Annotated in this window: 18 protein-coding genes and 1 pseudogene; 9 read left to right on the top strand and 10 right to left on the bottom strand. The window is 59.9% G+C overall.

All coding sequences use genetic code 11. The annotated features are described in order from the left end of the window. Positions 1–274 precede the first annotated feature (274 nt). Positions 275–721 (bottom strand): MarR family transcriptional regulator, encoded by a 447-nt coding sequence (locus tag ACGJAX_RS27860; RefSeq protein WP_390956878.1) that lies wholly within the window; start codon positions 719–721, stop codon positions 275–277. An 82-nt stretch (positions 722–803) separates the two neighbouring features. Here ACGJAX_RS27860 and ACGJAX_RS27855 point away from each other — a divergent pair, with 82 nt between their 5' ends. Next, positions 804–1,970, top strand: a complete 1,167-nt coding sequence (locus ACGJAX_RS27855) for an aminotransferase class I/II-fold pyridoxal phosphate-dependent enzyme (protein WP_390956877.1) — start codon at positions 804–806, stop codon at positions 1,968–1,970. Between the two features lie 79 nt (positions 1,971–2,049). Here the strand turns inward: ACGJAX_RS27855 and ACGJAX_RS27850 are convergent, their stop codons facing one another. The 5 genes from ACGJAX_RS27850 to ACGJAX_RS27830 all read right to left on the bottom strand — a co-directional run bounded on the left by ACGJAX_RS27850 (position 2,050) and on the right by ACGJAX_RS27830 (position 4,824). Beyond that, positions 2,050–2,421, bottom strand: a complete 372-nt coding sequence (locus ACGJAX_RS27850) for a glutathione S-transferase N-terminal domain-containing protein (protein WP_090324048.1) — start codon at positions 2,419–2,421, stop codon at positions 2,050–2,052. A 103-nt stretch (positions 2,422–2,524) separates the two neighbouring features. Further along, positions 2,525–3,070, bottom strand: a complete 546-nt coding sequence (folE, locus tag ACGJAX_RS27845; protein ID WP_003204506.1) for a GTP cyclohydrolase I FolE — start codon at positions 3,068–3,070, stop codon at positions 2,525–2,527. 77 nt (positions 3,071–3,147) lie between these two features. Next, on the bottom strand, positions 3,148–3,705 hold the full coding sequence (locus ACGJAX_RS27840; protein ID WP_390956876.1) for a Smr/MutS family protein: 558 nt from the start codon (positions 3,703–3,705) through the stop codon (positions 3,148–3,150). Positions 3,706–3,781: 76 nt separating this feature from the next. Next, positions 3,782–4,102: a hypothetical protein gene (locus ACGJAX_RS27835; RefSeq protein WP_247256145.1), complete on the bottom strand. Its 321-nt coding sequence runs from the start codon at positions 4,100–4,102 to the stop codon at positions 3,782–3,784. Between the two features lie 131 nt (positions 4,103–4,233). After that, positions 4,234–4,824, bottom strand: a complete 591-nt coding sequence (locus tag ACGJAX_RS27830) for a cysteine hydrolase family protein (protein WP_090324044.1) — start codon at positions 4,822–4,824, stop codon at positions 4,234–4,236. A gap of 239 nt (positions 4,825–5,063) precedes the next feature. On the opposite strand from ACGJAX_RS27830, the gene prmB reads away from it, so the two are divergent. Beyond that, the gene (gene prmB, locus ACGJAX_RS27825) at positions 5,064–5,972 is read left to right on the top strand and encodes a 50S ribosomal protein L3 N(5)-glutamine methyltransferase (protein ID WP_390956875.1); all 909 of its coding nucleotides are present in this window, start codon (positions 5,064–5,066) and stop codon (positions 5,970–5,972) included. A gap of 174 nt (positions 5,973–6,146) precedes the next feature. Here prmB and ACGJAX_RS27820 read toward each other — a convergent pair whose 3' ends face one another. Both ACGJAX_RS27820 and ACGJAX_RS27815 read right to left on the bottom strand, forming a co-directional pair. Beyond that, the gene (locus ACGJAX_RS27820; RefSeq protein ID WP_090324041.1) at positions 6,147–6,938 is read right to left on the bottom strand and encodes a hypothetical protein; all 792 of its coding nucleotides are present in this window, start codon (positions 6,936–6,938) and stop codon (positions 6,147–6,149) included. Positions 6,939–7,077: 139 nt separating this feature from the next. Beyond that, a pseudogene (locus ACGJAX_RS27815) lies at positions 7,078–8,074 on the bottom strand (alpha/beta hydrolase); the annotation flags it as partial. 86 nt (positions 8,075–8,160) lie between these two features. On the opposite strand from ACGJAX_RS27815, the gene aroC reads away from it, so the two are divergent. Genes aroC through mtnC form a run of 5 tightly spaced genes read left to right on the top strand, consistent with a single transcriptional unit; the run spans position 8,161 to position 12,326 of the window. Continuing rightward, positions 8,161–9,252 carry a chorismate synthase gene (gene aroC, locus ACGJAX_RS27810; RefSeq protein ID WP_090324037.1) on the top strand — a complete coding sequence of 364 codons (1,092 nt, stop codon included), beginning with the start codon at positions 8,161–8,163 and terminating at the stop codon, positions 9,250–9,252. Positions 9,253–9,280: 28 nt separating this feature from the next. Further along, positions 9,281–10,432 (top strand): MFS transporter, encoded by a 1,152-nt coding sequence (locus ACGJAX_RS27805; protein WP_090324035.1) that lies wholly within the window; start codon positions 9,281–9,283, stop codon positions 10,430–10,432. Further along, positions 10,429–11,055, top strand: coding sequence for a methylthioribulose 1-phosphate dehydratase (locus ACGJAX_RS27800; RefSeq protein ID WP_390956874.1), 627 nt, complete (start codon positions 10,429–10,431; stop codon positions 11,053–11,055). Before ACGJAX_RS27805 ends, ACGJAX_RS27800 begins: the two co-directional genes overlap by 4 nt. Before the next feature lie 19 nt (positions 11,056–11,074). Next, entirely contained in the window at positions 11,075–11,620 is a 546-nt protein-coding gene (locus ACGJAX_RS27795; RefSeq protein WP_390956873.1) for an acireductone dioxygenase, read from the top strand. A 4-nt stretch (positions 11,621–11,624) separates the two neighbouring features. After that, positions 11,625–12,326 carry an acireductone synthase gene (mtnC, locus tag ACGJAX_RS27790; RefSeq protein ID WP_090324031.1) on the top strand — a complete coding sequence of 234 codons (702 nt, stop codon included), beginning with the start codon at positions 11,625–11,627 and terminating at the stop codon, positions 12,324–12,326. A 107-nt stretch (positions 12,327–12,433) separates the two neighbouring features. On the opposite strand, the gene ACGJAX_RS27785 is transcribed toward mtnC, so the two are convergent. Together ACGJAX_RS27785 and ACGJAX_RS27780 are read right to left on the bottom strand one after the other, a co-directional pair. Further along, positions 12,434–12,712, bottom strand: a complete 279-nt coding sequence (locus ACGJAX_RS27785) for a DUF3509 domain-containing protein (RefSeq protein WP_090324029.1) — start codon at positions 12,710–12,712, stop codon at positions 12,434–12,436. A 118-nt stretch (positions 12,713–12,830) separates the two neighbouring features. After that, on the bottom strand, positions 12,831–13,094 hold the full coding sequence (locus ACGJAX_RS27780; protein ID WP_139204809.1) for a hypothetical protein: 264 nt from the start codon (positions 13,092–13,094) through the stop codon (positions 12,831–12,833). Between ACGJAX_RS27780 and ACGJAX_RS27775 the strand changes: the two genes are divergently transcribed. Both ACGJAX_RS27775 and ACGJAX_RS27770 read left to right on the top strand, forming a co-directional pair. Next, complete coding sequence (locus tag ACGJAX_RS27775) at positions 13,057–14,895, top strand: long-chain-acyl-CoA synthetase (protein WP_247256139.1); 1,839 nt, start codon at positions 13,057–13,059, stop codon at positions 14,893–14,895. The two genes, ACGJAX_RS27780 and ACGJAX_RS27775, sit on opposite strands and share 38 nt — an antisense overlap. Positions 14,896–14,991: 96 nt before the next feature. Continuing rightward, positions 14,992–15,510, top strand: coding sequence for an ankyrin repeat domain-containing protein (locus ACGJAX_RS27770; RefSeq protein ID WP_090324024.1), 519 nt, complete (start codon positions 14,992–14,994; stop codon positions 15,508–15,510). The last annotated feature ends 41 nt before the right edge of the window (positions 15,511–15,551 follow it).

Here is a 15,551-nt window from a genome sequence, read left to right as displayed (position 1 = left end):
GAGGCACTTGCGATTTTGTTGACCGCTTGGTCAGGAACTCGCACGAGGTGGATTATGCTTTTGTGTACAAATAAAGCAAATATTGTTTTTTGTTTTGTAGACGAAAAAAATGACGATAGCGGTATATCGCCAGGAAGGGTGCCATCGCGGGCAAGCCACGCTCCCACAGGAATTGTGTCGTTCACCGACCTTGTGAATGACAAAAAATCTGTGGGAGCGCGGCTTGCCCGCGATGGCGTCAGATCAATCGATACATCTGTCGCGGATCAAATATTCAGTCAGCGGCCACTTGGCTTTTCCCCAGCGCCAGATTCACCGCCAACCACCCATTCACCGCCGTTTCCCCGGCCTCGGCAAACACCCGCTCCAGCAATCTCACCTGCTCACGACGCAGCGCCTGCTCGAAGCGCGCCCCCTCGTCGGTCAGCTCCAGCAGGCGTTTACGCTTGTCGGTCTCGGACGCAATGCTGTTCACCAGATGCATTTCCAGCAATTGGCGCAGTGGCATGTTCAGGGCTTGCTTGCTTACGCCCAGCAAGGCCAGCAACTCTTTCACACTCAAGTTCGGGTAACGGGCGATGAAAAACACGATGCGTTGGTGCACACGGCTCAAGCCTCGGCGTTCAAGCATTTCATCGGCCTTGGCGGTGAAGGCCTGGTAGCCGAAGAAAAACGCTTCCATGGCTAGCTGCTGGGATGTCGGGTTTTTAAGGTCAAGCATATTGACGTATCCGCTCGGGCTGACGTAATTTCGGTCAACAAGTTTGACTCATTTTCCTCTGGCCTCGCTACCGGTGATCCCCATGGCTTTTTCCGAACGTGTTTCGCGCCTTAAAAGTTCTCTGATCCGTGAAATCCTTGCCGCTGCCCAGCGCCCGCAAGTGATGTCGTTCGCCGGCGGGTTACCGGCCGAAGCCATGTTGCCAAAGGTCGAATGGGATCAGATGCCGCTGACCATGGGCCAATACGGCATGAGCGAGGGCGAACCGGCGTTGCGCGAAATGTTGGCGGCCGAGGCCCGGGCACTGGGCCTGCCCTGCGAGGCGAGTCAGGTGTTGGTGGTCAGTGGTTCGCAACAGACCCTCGATCTGGCGGCCAAGCTCTACATCGACAAGGGCACCGAGATCCTGCTCGAAGCGCCGACCTACCTGGCGGCACTGCAAATCTTCCAGCTGTTCGGTGCCGAATGCCTGACCGTGCCGCTGCAAGCCGATGGCCCGGACCTGGCGCAATTGCGCATACGCCTGGAAAAACACCGTCCGGCGTTCATCTACCTGATCCCGACGTTCCAGAATCCATCGGCCGTGCGGTATAGCGAAGCCAAGCGCGATGCCGTGGCGGCGTTGCTCGACGAGTTCGGCGTGACCCTGATCGAAGACGAACCTTACCGCGAACTGACCTTCGACGGTGGCAGTGCGACACCTATTGTCAGTCGCTTGAAAAAATCCAGCTGGATCTATACCGGCACCGTGTCGAAAACCTTGCTGCCGGGTTTGCGCGTCGGTTACCTGATAGCCAGCGCCGATCTGTTTCCGCATTTGCTGAAACTCAAGCAATCGGCGGATCTGCACACCAACCGCGTCGGCCAGTGGCAAGCGCAGCAGTGGATTGGCAGCGAAAAATTCCGGGAGCATTTGAGTGAATTGCGCGACTTCTACCGCGGGCGTCGCGACGCGTTTCAATCGGCCCTGGAGACGCATTTTGCCGACCTGGCGGATTGGCAGGTGCCGCAAGGCGGGCTGTTTTTCTGGCTCAGCCTCAAGCAGCCATTGGATACCCGAACCTTGCTGCACACGGCGTTGGCCAATGATGTGGCGTTCATGCCGGGCGAGCCGTTCTTCCCGGATCCGGACAACAACCCCGGTCATCTGCGGTTGAATTTCAGCCACATCGATCCGGCGCGGCTGGATGAGGGGCTCAAGCGGTTGGCGGCGGTGGTGCGTCAGGCGCAAGCGGCGCAAGCCGCCTGAAAACAGATAAACCGGTGCAAGGGCCGGTTTATTTTTGCCTGAAGATGTGTGGTGACTGTAGCGGCCCCGCTGAAGTTTTTCAGGCCGCAGCGAAGCGCTTGTCCAGATAATCAATGATCACCTTGGACTCATACATCCAGGTGGTCTGGCCATTCTCTTCGATGCGCAGGCACGGCACCTTGATCTTGCCGCCTTGCTCCAGCAGGGTCTGGCGATCCTGTTCGTTGTTCTTCGCATCGCGCAAGGCCACCGGCACATTCAGGCGGCGCAGGGTGCGGCGGGTTTTCACGCAGAACGGGCAGGCGTGGAATTGATACAGGGTCAGGTCCTTGGCGGCGCTGTTGACCTGGGCCTGAGCCTCGGCCGGGCGCTGCTTTTTGCCTGGGCGGGTGATGAAGTCGATGAAGATGATCAGTTGGCCAAGGCCGACACGAAGCGCTTTTACGAACACGTTGAAAGCCTCACGGAGCGAAAAATGAAGGGCGCGCAGCTTACCTGATTTTCGCTGACGAAAAAAAACCGGCGATGAATGCCGGTTTTCTTCGTGCTGCGAATTACTTGATGAGGCTGAGGAATTCACTGCGAGTCGCAGCGTTCTCGCGGAACTCGCCGAGCATCACCGAGGTGATCATCGACGAATTCTGCTTTTCCACACCGCGCATCATCATGCACATGTGCTTGGCCTCGATCACCACTGCAACGCCCAGGGCGCCGGTGACTTGCTGGACCGCGTCGGCGATCTGGCGGCTGAGGTTTTCCTGGATCTGCAGGCGGCGGGCGTACATATCGACGATCCGCGCAACTTTCGACAGCCCCAGGACCTTGCCGCTCGGGATGTAGGCGACGTGGGCCTTGCCGATGAACGGCAGCAGGTGGTGCTCGCACAACGAGTACAGCTCGATGTCCTTGACCAGCACCATTTCGCTGTTGTCGGAGCTGAACAAGGCACCGTTGGTGACTTCTTCGAGCGTCTGTTCATACCCGCGGCAGAGGTACTGCATGGCTTTGGCGGCACGTTTTGGCGTGTCGAGCAGGCCCTCGCGGGAGACGTCCTCGCCCAGTTGGCCGAGAATCGCGGTGTAATTCTGTTCCAGGGACATGAAACTACCTGTGGGATTTTACGCAAAGGGCAAGGGTACGGTGGCGGACACGTCGCTGCAAGCATGACGCATCAGCTTTACTCGTCCCGACCTTCCATCATGGTTCGTTTGAGCATCACATAAACGGCGCCGGCACCGCCGTGCCGAGCCTGGCACGAGGTGAAGCCCAGTACCTGCGAATGCTGGCGCAACCACGTGTTGACGTGGCTTTTGATCATCGGCCGCTTGCCGTCCAGGCGCACGGCCTTGCCGTGGGTGACGCGCACGCAGCGAATTTCGAATTTGGTGGCTTCAGCGAGAAAGGCCCAGAGGGCTTCCCGGGCCTTTTCCACACTCATGCCATGCAGATCGAGGCTGCCTTCGAACGGAATCTGACCGATCTTGAGCTTGCGCATCTGGCTTTCCTGTACACCGTCGCGCGCCCACATCAGCTCGTCTTCCGGACCGACATCAATGACAAATTGATCCGACAGCCCGTCTACGGTGGTGGCGTCGGTGCGCACGGTGGCGGCCTGACGCAGCTTGGCGATCTGCGCGCGGTCAGCCTTGGGTTTGCCGGTTTCGGCGCGATCGTGCTTGATCGGCTTGACGCCTTGGATCGCGCTTTTGAACAGGGAAAAATCGTCGTCTTGCATGTCAGCCTCCGCGAAGGGCGGCCAGTTTACCCAACTCGAAGCGAATGGGCGCGCGACAAAACGCGCGACCTTCGGCTCAGTCGTGTTTTTTCATCAAATGCGGGGACATGGCCAGCTCCCGCGACTGGCGTGCGCGACGACGGCAGCGCCGCCACAACCAGACACCGACGTACAGCACGACCAGGCCAATCGCCAGAATCACAGCGGCGCCAGCGCGGTTGGTGTTCATTTCGCCCAGGGCGGGTGCGTGGCCGAGGAGGCTGGCAATGCCGGCCATGATCAGCAGCACGCCAGACATGGCCAGCAACGCGGCAATCGTCGCGCCGATTCGAAAACGCCAGTTGCTTCGGCCTTTGGGCCGCAAGCGGCGAGCGTCAAAACCATCGGATAACTTCATTCCGACCTTCCTCAATGGGTATCGGCCCTTCGACCGGGAGTTGACCGGGATGTTCCTGAGGCTAAGACAATTACGGCTAACGAGAGGCTTTTGCGGATGAGCGGCGCTTTAGACCGCTCATTGAACGTCGATCAAATCAGATCGCGAGTCAGCGCGAGGGTGGCGAAGTTGTCCGCCATGATCGCCATTTCGGTCTGCTGGACGTGCTCGGCGCTCAGGACGCCGCCCTTGTAGGGCAAGTCGCGGGTGGCACAGGCGTCTTCCACCAGTGTGCAACGGAAGCCCAGGTTCTTCGCGGCGCGTACGGTGGTGCTGACGCTGGAATGGCTCATGAAACCGCAGACGATCAGGTCGAGGGCGCCAAGATCCTGCAGGCGTTTTTCAAGTGGGGTGCCGTGGAACGCGCTCGGCAGCAATTTGCCGATGATGGTTTCGTCGCCCTGTGGTTCGAGCCCCGGGATGAATTCACCGCGCTCGCCTTGTGGGTCGAACAGGCCACCGACGGTGCCGAGGTGGCGTACATGCACGATCGGGCGGCCGGCGGCACGGGCCGCGGCCAGCAATTGCTTGATGTTCGCGACGGCAGCGTCCATGCCGCTCAGGGCCAATGGACCGCTGAGGTATTCTTTCTGGGCATCGATGATCACAAGTGTCGCGTGGCTCAGATTGGCTGCTGCGTAACCGCGGCCGCTGAGTTGAAACATCGTTTTTGGAACGGACATTCTGGGGCTCCTTTGAGTGGGGCTTTTGCGACATTCTCCTCTGGCTGAGCGCTTCTGTGAATCGCTACCATCGCAGGCACCGTCGTTACTGGCGTGCAGCCTTGTCAAGTGGGCCGTTTTGTTCAACCCCAAGCGGAAAAAAGAGAAGGGTCCTACATTTGCACCGTTGGTTTTCCTGCGTCGTCGCGACGGCGTTTGGCTGATAGAATCGCCCGTCGATTTTTCTGGAGTTTGCCGTCGTGATCACTTCCCGCCTTCGTACCCTGCGTGACCATATCCGTTGGGCCGTCAGTCGCTTCCATGGGGAGGATCTGTTTTTCGGCCATGGCACTGACAATGCCTGGGACGAAGCCCGTCAACTGGTGTTGGGTGCGCTGCATTTGCCGTGGGAAATCTCCGATAGCTACCTGGACTGCAATCTGGAGGAAGACGAAGTCGTTCATCTGCAGCACCTGCTCAAGCGCCGTATCGAAAAACGCGTGCCGACTGCTTACCTGCTGGGTGAAGCCTGGTTCTGCGGCATGTCATTCATTGTCGATGAGCGCGTGCTGATCCCGCGTTCGCCGATTGGCGAGCTGATCGAAAACCGCTTCACTCCCTGGCTGGCCCACGAGCCTGCGCGAATTCTCGACCTGTGCACCGGCTCCGGTTGCATCGGTATCGCCTGCGCCTACGAGTTCCAGAATGCCGAAGTGGTACTGGCCGACCTGTCGTTCGAAGCGCTGGAGGTGGCGAACCAGAACATCGAGCGTCACGGTGTCGATGAACGGGTCTACACCGTGCAGGGTGATGGTTTCGACGGTTTGCCGGGGCAGCGTTTCGACCTGATCGTGTCAAACCCGCCTTATGTCGATGCCGAAGACTTCGCCGACATGCCTGACGAATACCAGCATGAACCGGAGCTGGGCCTGGCCTGCGGCGAGGATGGTTTGAATCTGGTACGGCGCATGCTCGCCGAAGCGGCCGATCACCTGACCGAGAAGGGGTTGTTGATCGTCGAGGTGGGCAACAGCCAGGTACACGTCGAGGCGTTGTACCCTGAAGTCGATTTCGCCTGGCTGGAATTCGAGCGCGGCGGGCATGGGGTGTTCATGCTGTCGGCAGAACAGTGCCGGGATCATCGGGCGCTATTCGCCTCCCGCGTCTGACCGCAATCACTGTGGCGAGGGAGCTTGCTCCCGTTGGGCTGCGTAGCAGCCCCCAAACCTGCCGACTCGGTGTACCAGAATCTCAACGAGGGAAAGGTTTACGACGGCTTCGCCGCCGAACGGGAGCAAGCTCCCTCGCCACAAAAGCGTCTCACCACCGACTGATTTCGGCGCTTACCGGTGCGTCGCAATCCAGATCAACAAGCCCGCCTGGAACACCGCAAACGCCACCAGGCAAGTGATGGTGAAACGCAGCCCGGCGTCTTCGCGCTTGTACTTGCTGACTTTTTCTTCGTGTTTCTTGAGTTTGACTTCCTGCTCGGCCAGGTTGTGCTCGGCTTGCTGGAGCATCTGCGCTGCCTCGAGAATTTCCACAACCTGCAGTTTTTCCGTGTTCCAGTCACCCGACAGGTCGCCGACCTGGACTGCCTTGACGCTGCCCTTCAAATGCTGGGCGTCGGCGTAGACCACATCGAAACCGTGCACGCGCAAAAAATGGTCGCGACGCAGGCGGGTGTCTTCGTTCAGCGCATCCTTGTTGTTCAGGTCGGTGCCGTCGACGGTGTAGCCCGGCCATCTCTTCTTCGCCCAGGTAATGCCCTGGGCCGCCATGAAGCGACCGATACCGCGGTTCAGCGGTTCGATTTGCAGGCCGCTGTCGGGTCCGAAATGCACACGTTTTTCGCTGTGGTCGACCCACACGTCGAGCTGATTCTGTTCCTTGCGCACGCGTTGGCCGGGCAGGGTGATGTTCATGCGCATCAGGCTGCGCTGCTTGTCGTTGCGTTCGGCATAACCAAACTCGACAAAGCGCAGGGGGCGCCCGCCGGTGTTGCGGTCGGTCTGCAACGGCGCCAGACGGAGCATCTTGTGGTGCTCGACGCGGACGTCCGCCCAAGGCAGCTCGACCACTGGCGGTGTGTCTTGTTCAGCGGTGGTGTCGGGTGAAGTCTGGGTATCAGTCATAACGGCGAGATCCTGTCCAAGCTCTGCTTGTCGCCAGCCAGTGCGCTGGCGACAAAGGCTTATCGGCCGTTTTTTTCAGGACTGGAGGGCCAGGGGGCGTTCTCGACCGGTTTTCACGCCACGTTGTCGCCTAAAGCGCTCAACTGGCGCGAAGTCCGTCAATAAACCCGAGGATTCGAGTGCCCAGTTCTGCCGCCAGGGGCAATTGCGGATCCTTATAGGAAGCCAATTGCCGTTTCACATCGTTGGGCACGATGCGCATGACGTGGTTCATGCCTTCGATCACTGCCAGTTCGGCGTCCGGTTTGGCGGCCTTGAGCATTCTGGCGTCATTGACGCCGACCTGGATATCGTTGCTGCCCTGGATGATCAGCGCCGGCATTTTCAACTTCGCAAATGCCGCCGCAGGGTCCTGGCGGAACAGCGAAATCAGGTACGGCTGCACGCTCGGGCGAAATATTGCCTGCAAGGGTGGTGGCACGTTGTCGTCGGTCTTCCCGGCCTTGAGGCTGTCGAGCAGTTCGTTACTGCGCAGCATCAGTGGCGGTGGCAGGTGATTGCTCAGTTGTTGGCGCACCACTTGATCGATCGGCCGTGCGCTGCCGGACAAGGAAATCACCGCGGCCGCATCGACACTCGGTGCCGCGAGGCTGGCGATCAAGGCACCCTCGCTGTGCCCCAGCAAAATCAGCTCGCCGAAGCGTGGATCGGCCTTGAGCTTCTGGCCCCAGGCTTGAGCATCGGAAACATAGGCCTCCAGCGTCAGATTGCGTTCATCGGGGGTCGCCGCCAGGCTCGCCGCAACGCCGCGTTTGTCGTAACGCACACTGGCGATGTTGTGTTTGGCCAGCACCCAGGCCAAGCGTTTCAGGCTGTCGTTGCGCCCGCCGTCGGGGTTGTTGCCGTCACGATCGGTTGGGCCGGAGCCGGAAATGATCAGGACAACTGGTACAGGGGTGTCGGACTTGGGCAGCAACAGCGAGCCGAAAAGCTCGCCGTTGCCGGTATCCAGCGTGATCGGCCGTTGCAGGACGGAGGCCTGGACGAAACCGGTAAACAGGGTAAGGCTCAAGGCTAGAACTCGCAGCATCATCACGCCATCATGAACGAAGATGCCGTTTGGACTCGCCGGCACCCGGAAGGTTCGAGGATGAACTACTTGGGTAGCCTGCGTATACTGGCGCGCATTACGTATTCAGGTTCATTTCACGGAGCGTCCTGCATGTCCGGCAATACCTACGGCAAGCTGTTCACTGTCACCACCGCTGGCGAAAGCCATGGTCCGGCGTTGGTCGCCATTGTCGATGGCTGCCCGCCGGGCCTTGAGATTTCGCTGGAAGATCTGCAGCGCGATCTCGACCGGCGCAAGCCTGGCACCAGTCGCCACACCACCCAGCGCCAGGAAGCCGACGAAGTCGAAATCCTCTCCGGCGTGTTCGAAGGTCGTACCACCGGTTGCTCGATCGGTCTGCTGATCCGCAACACCGACCAGAAATCCAAGGACTACTCGGCGATCAAGGACCTGTTCCGCCCGGCCCACGCCGACTACACCTACCACCATAAATACGGCGAGCGCGATTACCGTGGCGGTGGCCGCAGTTCGGCCCGTGAAACCGCCATGCGCGTAGCCGCTGGCGCGATCGCGAAAAAATACCTGGCGACCCAGGGCATCGTCATTCGCGGCTACATGAGCCAGCTCGGTCCGATCGAAATCCCGTTCAAGACCTGGGACTCGGTCGAGCAGAACGCTTTCTTCAGCCCGGACCCGGACAAAGTGCCGGAGCTGGAAGCCTATATGGACCAGTTGCGCCGCGACCAGGATTCGGTCGGCGCCAAGATCACCGTGGTCGCCGAAGGCGTGATGCCGGGTCTGGGCGAGCCGATTTTCGATCGCCTCGACGCGGAACTGGCCCATGCGCTGATGAGCATCAATGCGGTCAAGGGCGTGGAAATCGGCGCCGGTTTCGCCAGCGTCGCCCAGCGTGGCACCGAGCATCGCGATGAAATGACCCCGCAAGGTTTCCTCAGCAACAACGCTGGCGGCATTCTCGGTGGCATCTCTTCCGGTCAGCCGATCGTCGCGCACCTGGCCCTGAAGCCAACGTCCAGCATCACCACGCCGGGCCGTTCGATCGACATCCATGGCAACCCGGTGGACGTTATCACCAAGGGCCGTCACGACCCGTGCGTCGGCATTCGCGCCACGCCGATTGCCGAAGCGATGATGGCCATCGTGTTGATGGATCACCTGCTGCGTCACCGTGGGCAGAACGCCGATGTGCGCGTGAGCACCCCGGTGCTGGGTCAGCTTTAATGGCTGACCTGATAGCCGCTGCAGTCTGATGGCTGCGGCGGCGCTGCCGTACTGGCGGCTTTCCAGTTTCTATCTGTTCTATTTCGCCTTGCTCGGTTCGACGGCGCCGTTCCTGGCGCTGTACTTCGATCACCTGGGGTTTTCCGCTGCGCGCATCGGCGAGCTGGTGGCGATCCCGATGCTGATGCGATGCGTGGCGCCGAACATCTGGGGCTGGCTGGGGGATTACACCGGCCGGCGGCTGGCCATCGTACGATTCGGCGCGGTCTGCACGCTGCTGACCTTTTCGCTGATTTTCGTCAGCAAGACCTACGCCTGGCTGGCGATGGTCATGGCCTTGCATGCGTTCTTCTGGCACGCCGTGTTGCCGCAATTCGAGGTCATCACCCTCGCACATCTGCAGGGCCAGACGTCGCGCTACAGCCAGATTCGCCTGTGGGGCTCCATCGGTTTCATCATCACCGTGGTCGCGCTGGGCCGGTTGTTCGAATGGCTGAGTCTCGACATCTACCCGGCGGCGCTGGTGCTGATCATGGCCGGGATCGTGCTCAGCAGCCTGTGGGTGCCGAACGCGCAACCGGCGCCGGGCCACCGGGTAGTGGGGGAGGGATTCCTCAAGCAGCTGCGCAGCCCCGGCGTGCTGGCTTTTTACGCGTGCGTGGCGCTGATGCAGATGAGCCATGGTCCGTACTACACGTTTCTGACCTTGCACCTCGAGCGATTGGGTTACAGCCGCGGGGTGATCGGCATGCTCTGGGCTGTCGGTGTGGTGGCCGAGGTGCTGATGTTCATGGCCATGAGCAGAATCCTTGCGCGCTTCTCGTTGCGCCGGGTGCTGCTGGCGAGTTTTCTGCTGGCGGCGTTGCGATGGTTGTTGCTGGGGTCGCTGGCCGAGTTTCTCTGGGTATTGTTGTTTGCCCAGGTGCTGCACGCGGCGACATTCGGCAGCTTTCACGCCGCTGCCATTTCATTCGTGCAACGTAGCTTCGGCGCGCGTCAACAAGGCCAGGGCCAGGCGTTGTACGCCGCGTTGGCCGGGACCGGCGGCGCCCTGGGCGCGTTGTACTCCGGCTACAGCTGGAACGTCCTGGGCGCCGCATTGACCTTTAGTATTGCCAGCCTCGCAGCCCTGGCGGCTGCCGTTATCATTGCCACGTGCATGCAAGAGGACAGGCCATGAGCCTTACCCGTGAACACCTCGCCCGGGAAATCATCGACGCCGGACGTTTTCTGTATGGCCGCGGCTGGTCGCCCGCCACCAGCAGCAATTATTCGACCCGCCTGTCGCCAACCGAAGTGCTGTTGACGGTGTCGGGCAAGCACAAGGGCCAATTGGGCCTGGACGATGTGCTGGCCACGGATCTGTCGGGCAACAGCCTGGAGCCCGGCAAGAAGCCGTCCGCCGAAACCCTGCTGCACACTCAGCTCTACAGCTGGCGCCCGGAGATCGGCGCGGTGTTGCACACTCATTCGGTGAACGCCACGGTGCTGTCGCGCCTGACGCCTGAAGACTTCATCGATTTCGAAGATTACGAACTGCAAAAAGCCTTCAGTGGCGTGACCACCCACGAGACGCGGGTGCGGGTGCCGATTTTTGATAACGATCAGGACATTGCGCGCCTCGCCGCCAAGGTGCAGCCTTGGCTCGACGTTCATCCCGATTGTGTCGGCTACCTGATTCGCGGCCATGGTCTCTACACCTGGGGCGCGCGCATGAGCGACGCCCTGCGGCAGATCGAGGCCTTTGAATTCTTGTTCGAGTGCGAGTTGAAAACCCGCTCGCTCTCTAACCGTAAAGCATGAACCGTTTAGGAGTTGCCTGATGAGCAGCCTGTCCGTCTACCACGTCTCAAGCCCTGACATTCCAAACAAGGTGCTGACCCATTTCGAAGACATCGCCTCGACCCTGGCCGAGCAGGGCGTGCGGTTTGATCGCTGGCAAGTGGCGGCGAAGATCCAGCCGGGCGCCAGTCAGGAAGAAGTGATCGGCGCTTATCAAGAGCAGATCGACAAGCTGATGACCGAGCGCGGTTACATCACAGTCGACGTAATCAGCCTGAACAGCGATCACCCGCAAAAAGCCGAATTGCGCGCCAAATTCCTTGATGAGCACCGTCATGCCGAGGATGAAGTGCGCTTTTTCGTCGCCGGCCGTGGCTTGTTCACCCTGCACATCGACGATTACGTCTACGCCGTGCTCTGCGAGAAAAACGACCTGATCTCGGTGCCCGCCGGTACCAGGCACTGGTTCGACATGGGCGAGCATCCGCATTTCGTCGCGATTCGCCTGTTCAACAACCCGGAAGGCTGGGTGGCCAATTTCACCGGTGATGACATCGCTGGCCGCTTCCCGCGTCTTGAGGATTGAAACGATGCCGATCAAAGCAATTCTCACCGACATCGAAGGCACCACCAGCGCGGTGAGTTTTGTGTTTGACGTGCTGTTCCCCTATGCCGCGAAACACCTGCCCGATTTTGTCCGTCAGAACGCCGGGCGCAACGACGTCGCCGAACAACTGGCCAGCGTGCGCCGCGACAGCAACGAGCCGGATGCCGACGTCGAGCGGGTGATCGGGATTCTGCTGGGCTGGATTGCCGAAGACCGCAAGGCCACGCCGCTCAAGGCCTTGCAAGGGATGGTGTGGGCGCAGGGTTATCAGGCAGGTCAGTTGAAAGGTCATGTGTACCCGGATGCCGTCGAAGCGCTGAAACGCTGGCATCAGGATGGCTATCAACTGTTTGTGTATTCCTCGGGCTCGATCCAGGCCCAGCGCCTGATTTTCGGTTGCTCGGAGGCAGGGGATTTGACGCCGCTGTTCAGCGGCTACTTCGACACCACATCAGGACCCAAGCGCGAAGCGCAGTCCTACACCCGCATCACCCAGGCTATTGGCGTTCAAGCCTCGCAGGTTCTGTTTCTGTCGGACATCGTCGAAGAGCTGAATGCGGCGCGCACAGCGGGGATGGCCACGTGCGGACTGGCCCGTGAGGGCGGGGCGTTGGCGGGGCATGTCACGGTGGACAGTTTTGCGCGGATCGATCCCGCTTCGTTCCAGGCCACACATAACCCGTAGGAGCCAGCCTGCTGGCGATGGACCGGAGTGCCCGCGTTTAACCAGGCCACACGCGTCATCGTTGACGACCATCGCGAGCAGGCTCGCTCCTACAGTTGTTTCAGGCTTTACAGCGAATGATAGGTTGGCAAGGCAAACCGCTGCTGGCTCTGGAGCATCGAGATTTGCGGCAGTTCGCTGGCCTGTTCGGCGAGGTCTCGGCGAATCGCGCTGATGACCCACGACAGTTGATCGCCGTTGTGCAATTGCTGGTAGGAAATCGAGCGCTTGAACACTTTGTCTTCGCCACCGCGCAGGGTCAGCAGAATCCCGCCGTCAGGTCGTGCCTGGGTGGTGACTTCGAAGTTGGAGAACAAGGACGAAAATTTTTCTTGGATCAGGCTCATGTCTTTCGGCTCCGTTAGCTCTGGAATGGCAAGCATGAGGAGGTAGTTGCAGTGATTGTGCCAGTACGCCAATTAACTAAAATTCTATATAAATCAGTAAGTTAAGATTTTTACTGATTTATTCTTCCGTGCAATTTGCATGAATGGCCATCGTGCATCCTGCATTTTGCGTGGTCGTCGGCGATTCGATGGAACCATTGCGCGTGCAGATGCTCATGATTTCCAACATCGCTGTGGCGGATACAAAACATTTCAAAAACCGCGTGTACAGCTCAAGAACCGTTGACGTATTTTCGGGCTCAATCAACGCCGCCCGACAATAAGAAGACAGAACGGGAGCAATCATGAGCCGCACGCCAAGCGACACGATCACCTGGGGCATGATGCTCCGCAAGCTGCCGACCATTGCCAAAGCCATTCCACGGGTGGTGAAGGGGATGAAGGTGGCTAACGTCAAGGACCCGACCCAAGCGTGTGGCCTGGGCTGGAGTTTCGAACAAGCCACCTTGCGCAATCCCCAGGGCCCGGCCTTGCTGTTCGGCGAGGTGGTGCTGACTTATGCACAGGTCAACGAGTGGGCCAATCGCATCGCCCATCACTTGATTGCCCAAGGCATCGGCAAGGGCGATGTGGTGGCGGTATTCATCGAGAACCGTCCGGAGCTGCTGGTGACGATATTGGCGGTGGCCAAGGTCGGTGCGATCAGCGCCTTGCTCAATACCTCGCAGACCCGCGATACCCTGGTGCATAGCCTGAATCTGGTCGCGCCGGCGGCCATCGTCGTCGGCGAAGAATTGGTCGCGGCGTATTTGGCGGTGCGCGAGCGGGTTTCGATTGCGCGGCCTCGCACCTGGTTTGTCGCTGATCGGGATACCTACAGCCATCCTGGCATTGCTCCCGAGGGTTTCATCAACCTGATGACCGCCAGCATCGACAGCCCCGGCGACAACCCCGTCAACACTCAGCAGGTGTTTTGCGACGACCCCTGTTTCTATATCTACACCTCGGGTACCACCGGGCTGCCCAAGGCCGGAGTGTTCAAGCATGGGCGCTGGATGCGCAGCTCGGCGAGCTTCGGCATGATCGCGCTGGACATGCGCCCGGACGATATCGTCTATTGCAGCTTGCCGCTCTATCACGCCACCGGGCTTTGTGTGTGCTGGGGCTCGGCCATCAGCGGTGCCTCGGGATTCGCCATCCGCCGCAAGTTCAGCGCCAGTCAGTTCTGGAACGATGTGCGCAAATACCGCGCGACCACCCTCGGTTACGTCGGCGAATTGTGCCGTTATCTGGTCGATCAACCGCGCAGTGCCGACGACCGCAAGCACGCTGTCACCAAAATGATCGGCAACGGCCTGCGCCCTGGCGCATGGGGCGAATTCAAGACACGTTTCGGCGTGCGTCACATTTGCGAGCTGTACGCCGCCAGTGACGGCAACATCGGTTTCACCAACATTCTGAATTTCGACAACACCGTCGGTTTTTCCCTGATGTCCTGGGAGTTGGCGGTTTACGATCACGACAGCGGCGCGCCGATTCGCCAGGCCAACGGCTTCATGCGCAAGGTCGGCAAGGGTGAGCAGGGTTTGTTGCTGGCCAAAATAGACGACAAGGCGCCGCTGGACGGTTACACCGATCCGCAAAAGACTGAAAAAGTCGTGCTCCACGACGTGTTCGTCAAAGGCGACCGCTACTTCAATACGGGCGATCTGCTGCGCAACATTGGGTTTGGCCATGCGCAGTTTGTTGATCGACTGGGCGATACCTATCGCTGGAAGGGGGAAAACGTTTCGACCACCGAGGTCGAGAACATCCTCCTGCGACACCCGCAAATCTCCGAAGCCGTGGCCTATGGCGTGGAAGTCCGTGATACCAATGGTCGCGCCGGGATGGCCGCCATCACGCCGGCCGAATCCCTGGCCACCCTGGATTTCACCGAACTGCTGGCCTTTGCCCGGCAACAGATGCCGGCCTACGCCGTGCCGTTATTCCTGCGGGTGAAAGTGAAAATGGAGACCACCGGGACGTTCAAATACCAGAAAACCCGGCTCAAGGATGAAGCGTTCGACCCGACCCGGACCGGCGCTGACCCGATCTACGCCTGGCTGCCGGGAACCGAAACGTACGTGCAGGTGACCGAGCAGGTGCTGAAGGATATTCACGGCGGTCGATATCGATATTGAGTGTGCCTATGGCCCCGTTTCAGAAAAAAGAAGTGACAGTGCCGGGGCTGCTCTGGAAACTGTCGGTTTTGCGAATAACTGAAAGTGGAGCGTTCAATGTCCGACAAAAGCCGCCAGATGACCCCCGAAGAAGCGGCCGAATTTGCCGAGCAGGTATTCAACAAGGCACGCGAGGGCGATGCGGCCATGATGGCTGCGCTGCTGACCAAGGGCCTGCCGCCGAACCTGCGCAATCACAAGGGCGACACCTTGCTGATGCTCGCCGCTTACCATGGTCATCTGGACACGGTAAAAGTCTTGCTCGAACACAAGGCCGATCCGGAAATCCGCAACGACAACGGCCAGAGCCCGATTGCCGGTGCCGCCTTCAAGGGTGACCTGGCAGTAGTCACGGCGTTGGTGGAAGGTGGGGCGCAAGTCGAAGGCTCGTCTTTCGATGGTCGTACCGCGCTGATGATGGCGGCGATGTTCAACCGCGTCGCCATCGTCGACTACCTGATCAGCAAGGGCGCCGATCCGAAAGCCAAGGACGCCAATGGCATCACCGCGCTGGAGGCCGCCAGGACCATGGGGGCGGTCGATACCGTTGCGCAACTGGAAAAACTGCCGGGCTGACGCTGTACTTCTGTGGCGAGGGGGCCAGTTCCCTCGCCACA

Origin of the sequence: Pseudomonas moorei, from assembly GCF_042846945.1 — a bacterium.
Classification (GTDB): domain Bacteria; phylum Pseudomonadota; class Gammaproteobacteria; order Pseudomonadales; family Pseudomonadaceae; genus Aquipseudomonas; species Aquipseudomonas moorei.
The sequence above is the reverse complement of the archived record's forward strand: the minus strand, read 5'-3'. Positions and strand labels throughout refer to the sequence as shown.

Coding starts and splice junctions, on each gene's coding strand:
- ACGJAX_RS27860 (WP_390956878.1), bottom strand. CDS start 721: ATGCTTGACCTTAAAAACCCGACATCCCAGCAGCTAGCCATGGAAGCG.
- ACGJAX_RS27855 (WP_390956877.1), top strand. CDS start 804: ATGGCTTTTTCCGAACGTGTTTCGCGCCTTAAAAGTTCTCTGATCCGT.
- folE (WP_003204506.1), bottom strand. CDS start 3,070: ATGTCCCTGGAACAGAATTACACCGCGATTCTCGGCCAACTGGGCGAG.
- ACGJAX_RS27840 (WP_390956876.1), bottom strand. CDS start 3,705: ATGCAAGACGACGATTTTTCCCTGTTCAAAAGCGCGATCCAAGGCGTC.
- ACGJAX_RS27835 (WP_247256145.1), bottom strand. CDS start 4,102: ATGAAGTTATCCGATGGTTTTGACGCTCGCCGCTTGCGGCCCAAAGGC.
- ACGJAX_RS27830 (WP_090324044.1), bottom strand. CDS start 4,824: ATGTCCGTTCCAAAAACGATGTTTCAACTCAGCGGCCGCGGTTACGCA.
- ACGJAX_RS27820 (WP_090324041.1), bottom strand. CDS start 6,938: ATGACTGATACCCAGACTTCACCCGACACCACCGCTGAACAAGACACA.
- aroC (WP_090324037.1), top strand. CDS start 8,161: ATGTCCGGCAATACCTACGGCAAGCTGTTCACTGTCACCACCGCTGGC.
- ACGJAX_RS27805 (WP_090324035.1), top strand. CDS start 9,281: ATGGCTGCGGCGGCGCTGCCGTACTGGCGGCTTTCCAGTTTCTATCTG.
- ACGJAX_RS27800 (WP_390956874.1), top strand. CDS start 10,429: ATGAGCCTTACCCGTGAACACCTCGCCCGGGAAATCATCGACGCCGGA.
- ACGJAX_RS27795 (WP_390956873.1), top strand. CDS start 11,075: ATGAGCAGCCTGTCCGTCTACCACGTCTCAAGCCCTGACATTCCAAAC.
- mtnC (WP_090324031.1), top strand. CDS start 11,625: ATGCCGATCAAAGCAATTCTCACCGACATCGAAGGCACCACCAGCGCG.
- ACGJAX_RS27785 (WP_090324029.1), bottom strand. CDS start 12,712: ATGAGCCTGATCCAAGAAAAATTTTCGTCCTTGTTCTCCAACTTCGAA.
- ACGJAX_RS27775 (WP_247256139.1), top strand. CDS start 13,057: ATGAGCCGCACGCCAAGCGACACGATCACCTGGGGCATGATGCTCCGC.
- ACGJAX_RS27780 (WP_139204809.1), bottom strand. CDS start 13,094: ATGCCCCAGGTGATCGTGTCGCTTGGCGTGCGGCTCATGATTGCTCCC.
- ACGJAX_RS27770 (WP_090324024.1), top strand. CDS start 14,992: ATGTCCGACAAAAGCCGCCAGATGACCCCCGAAGAAGCGGCCGAATTT.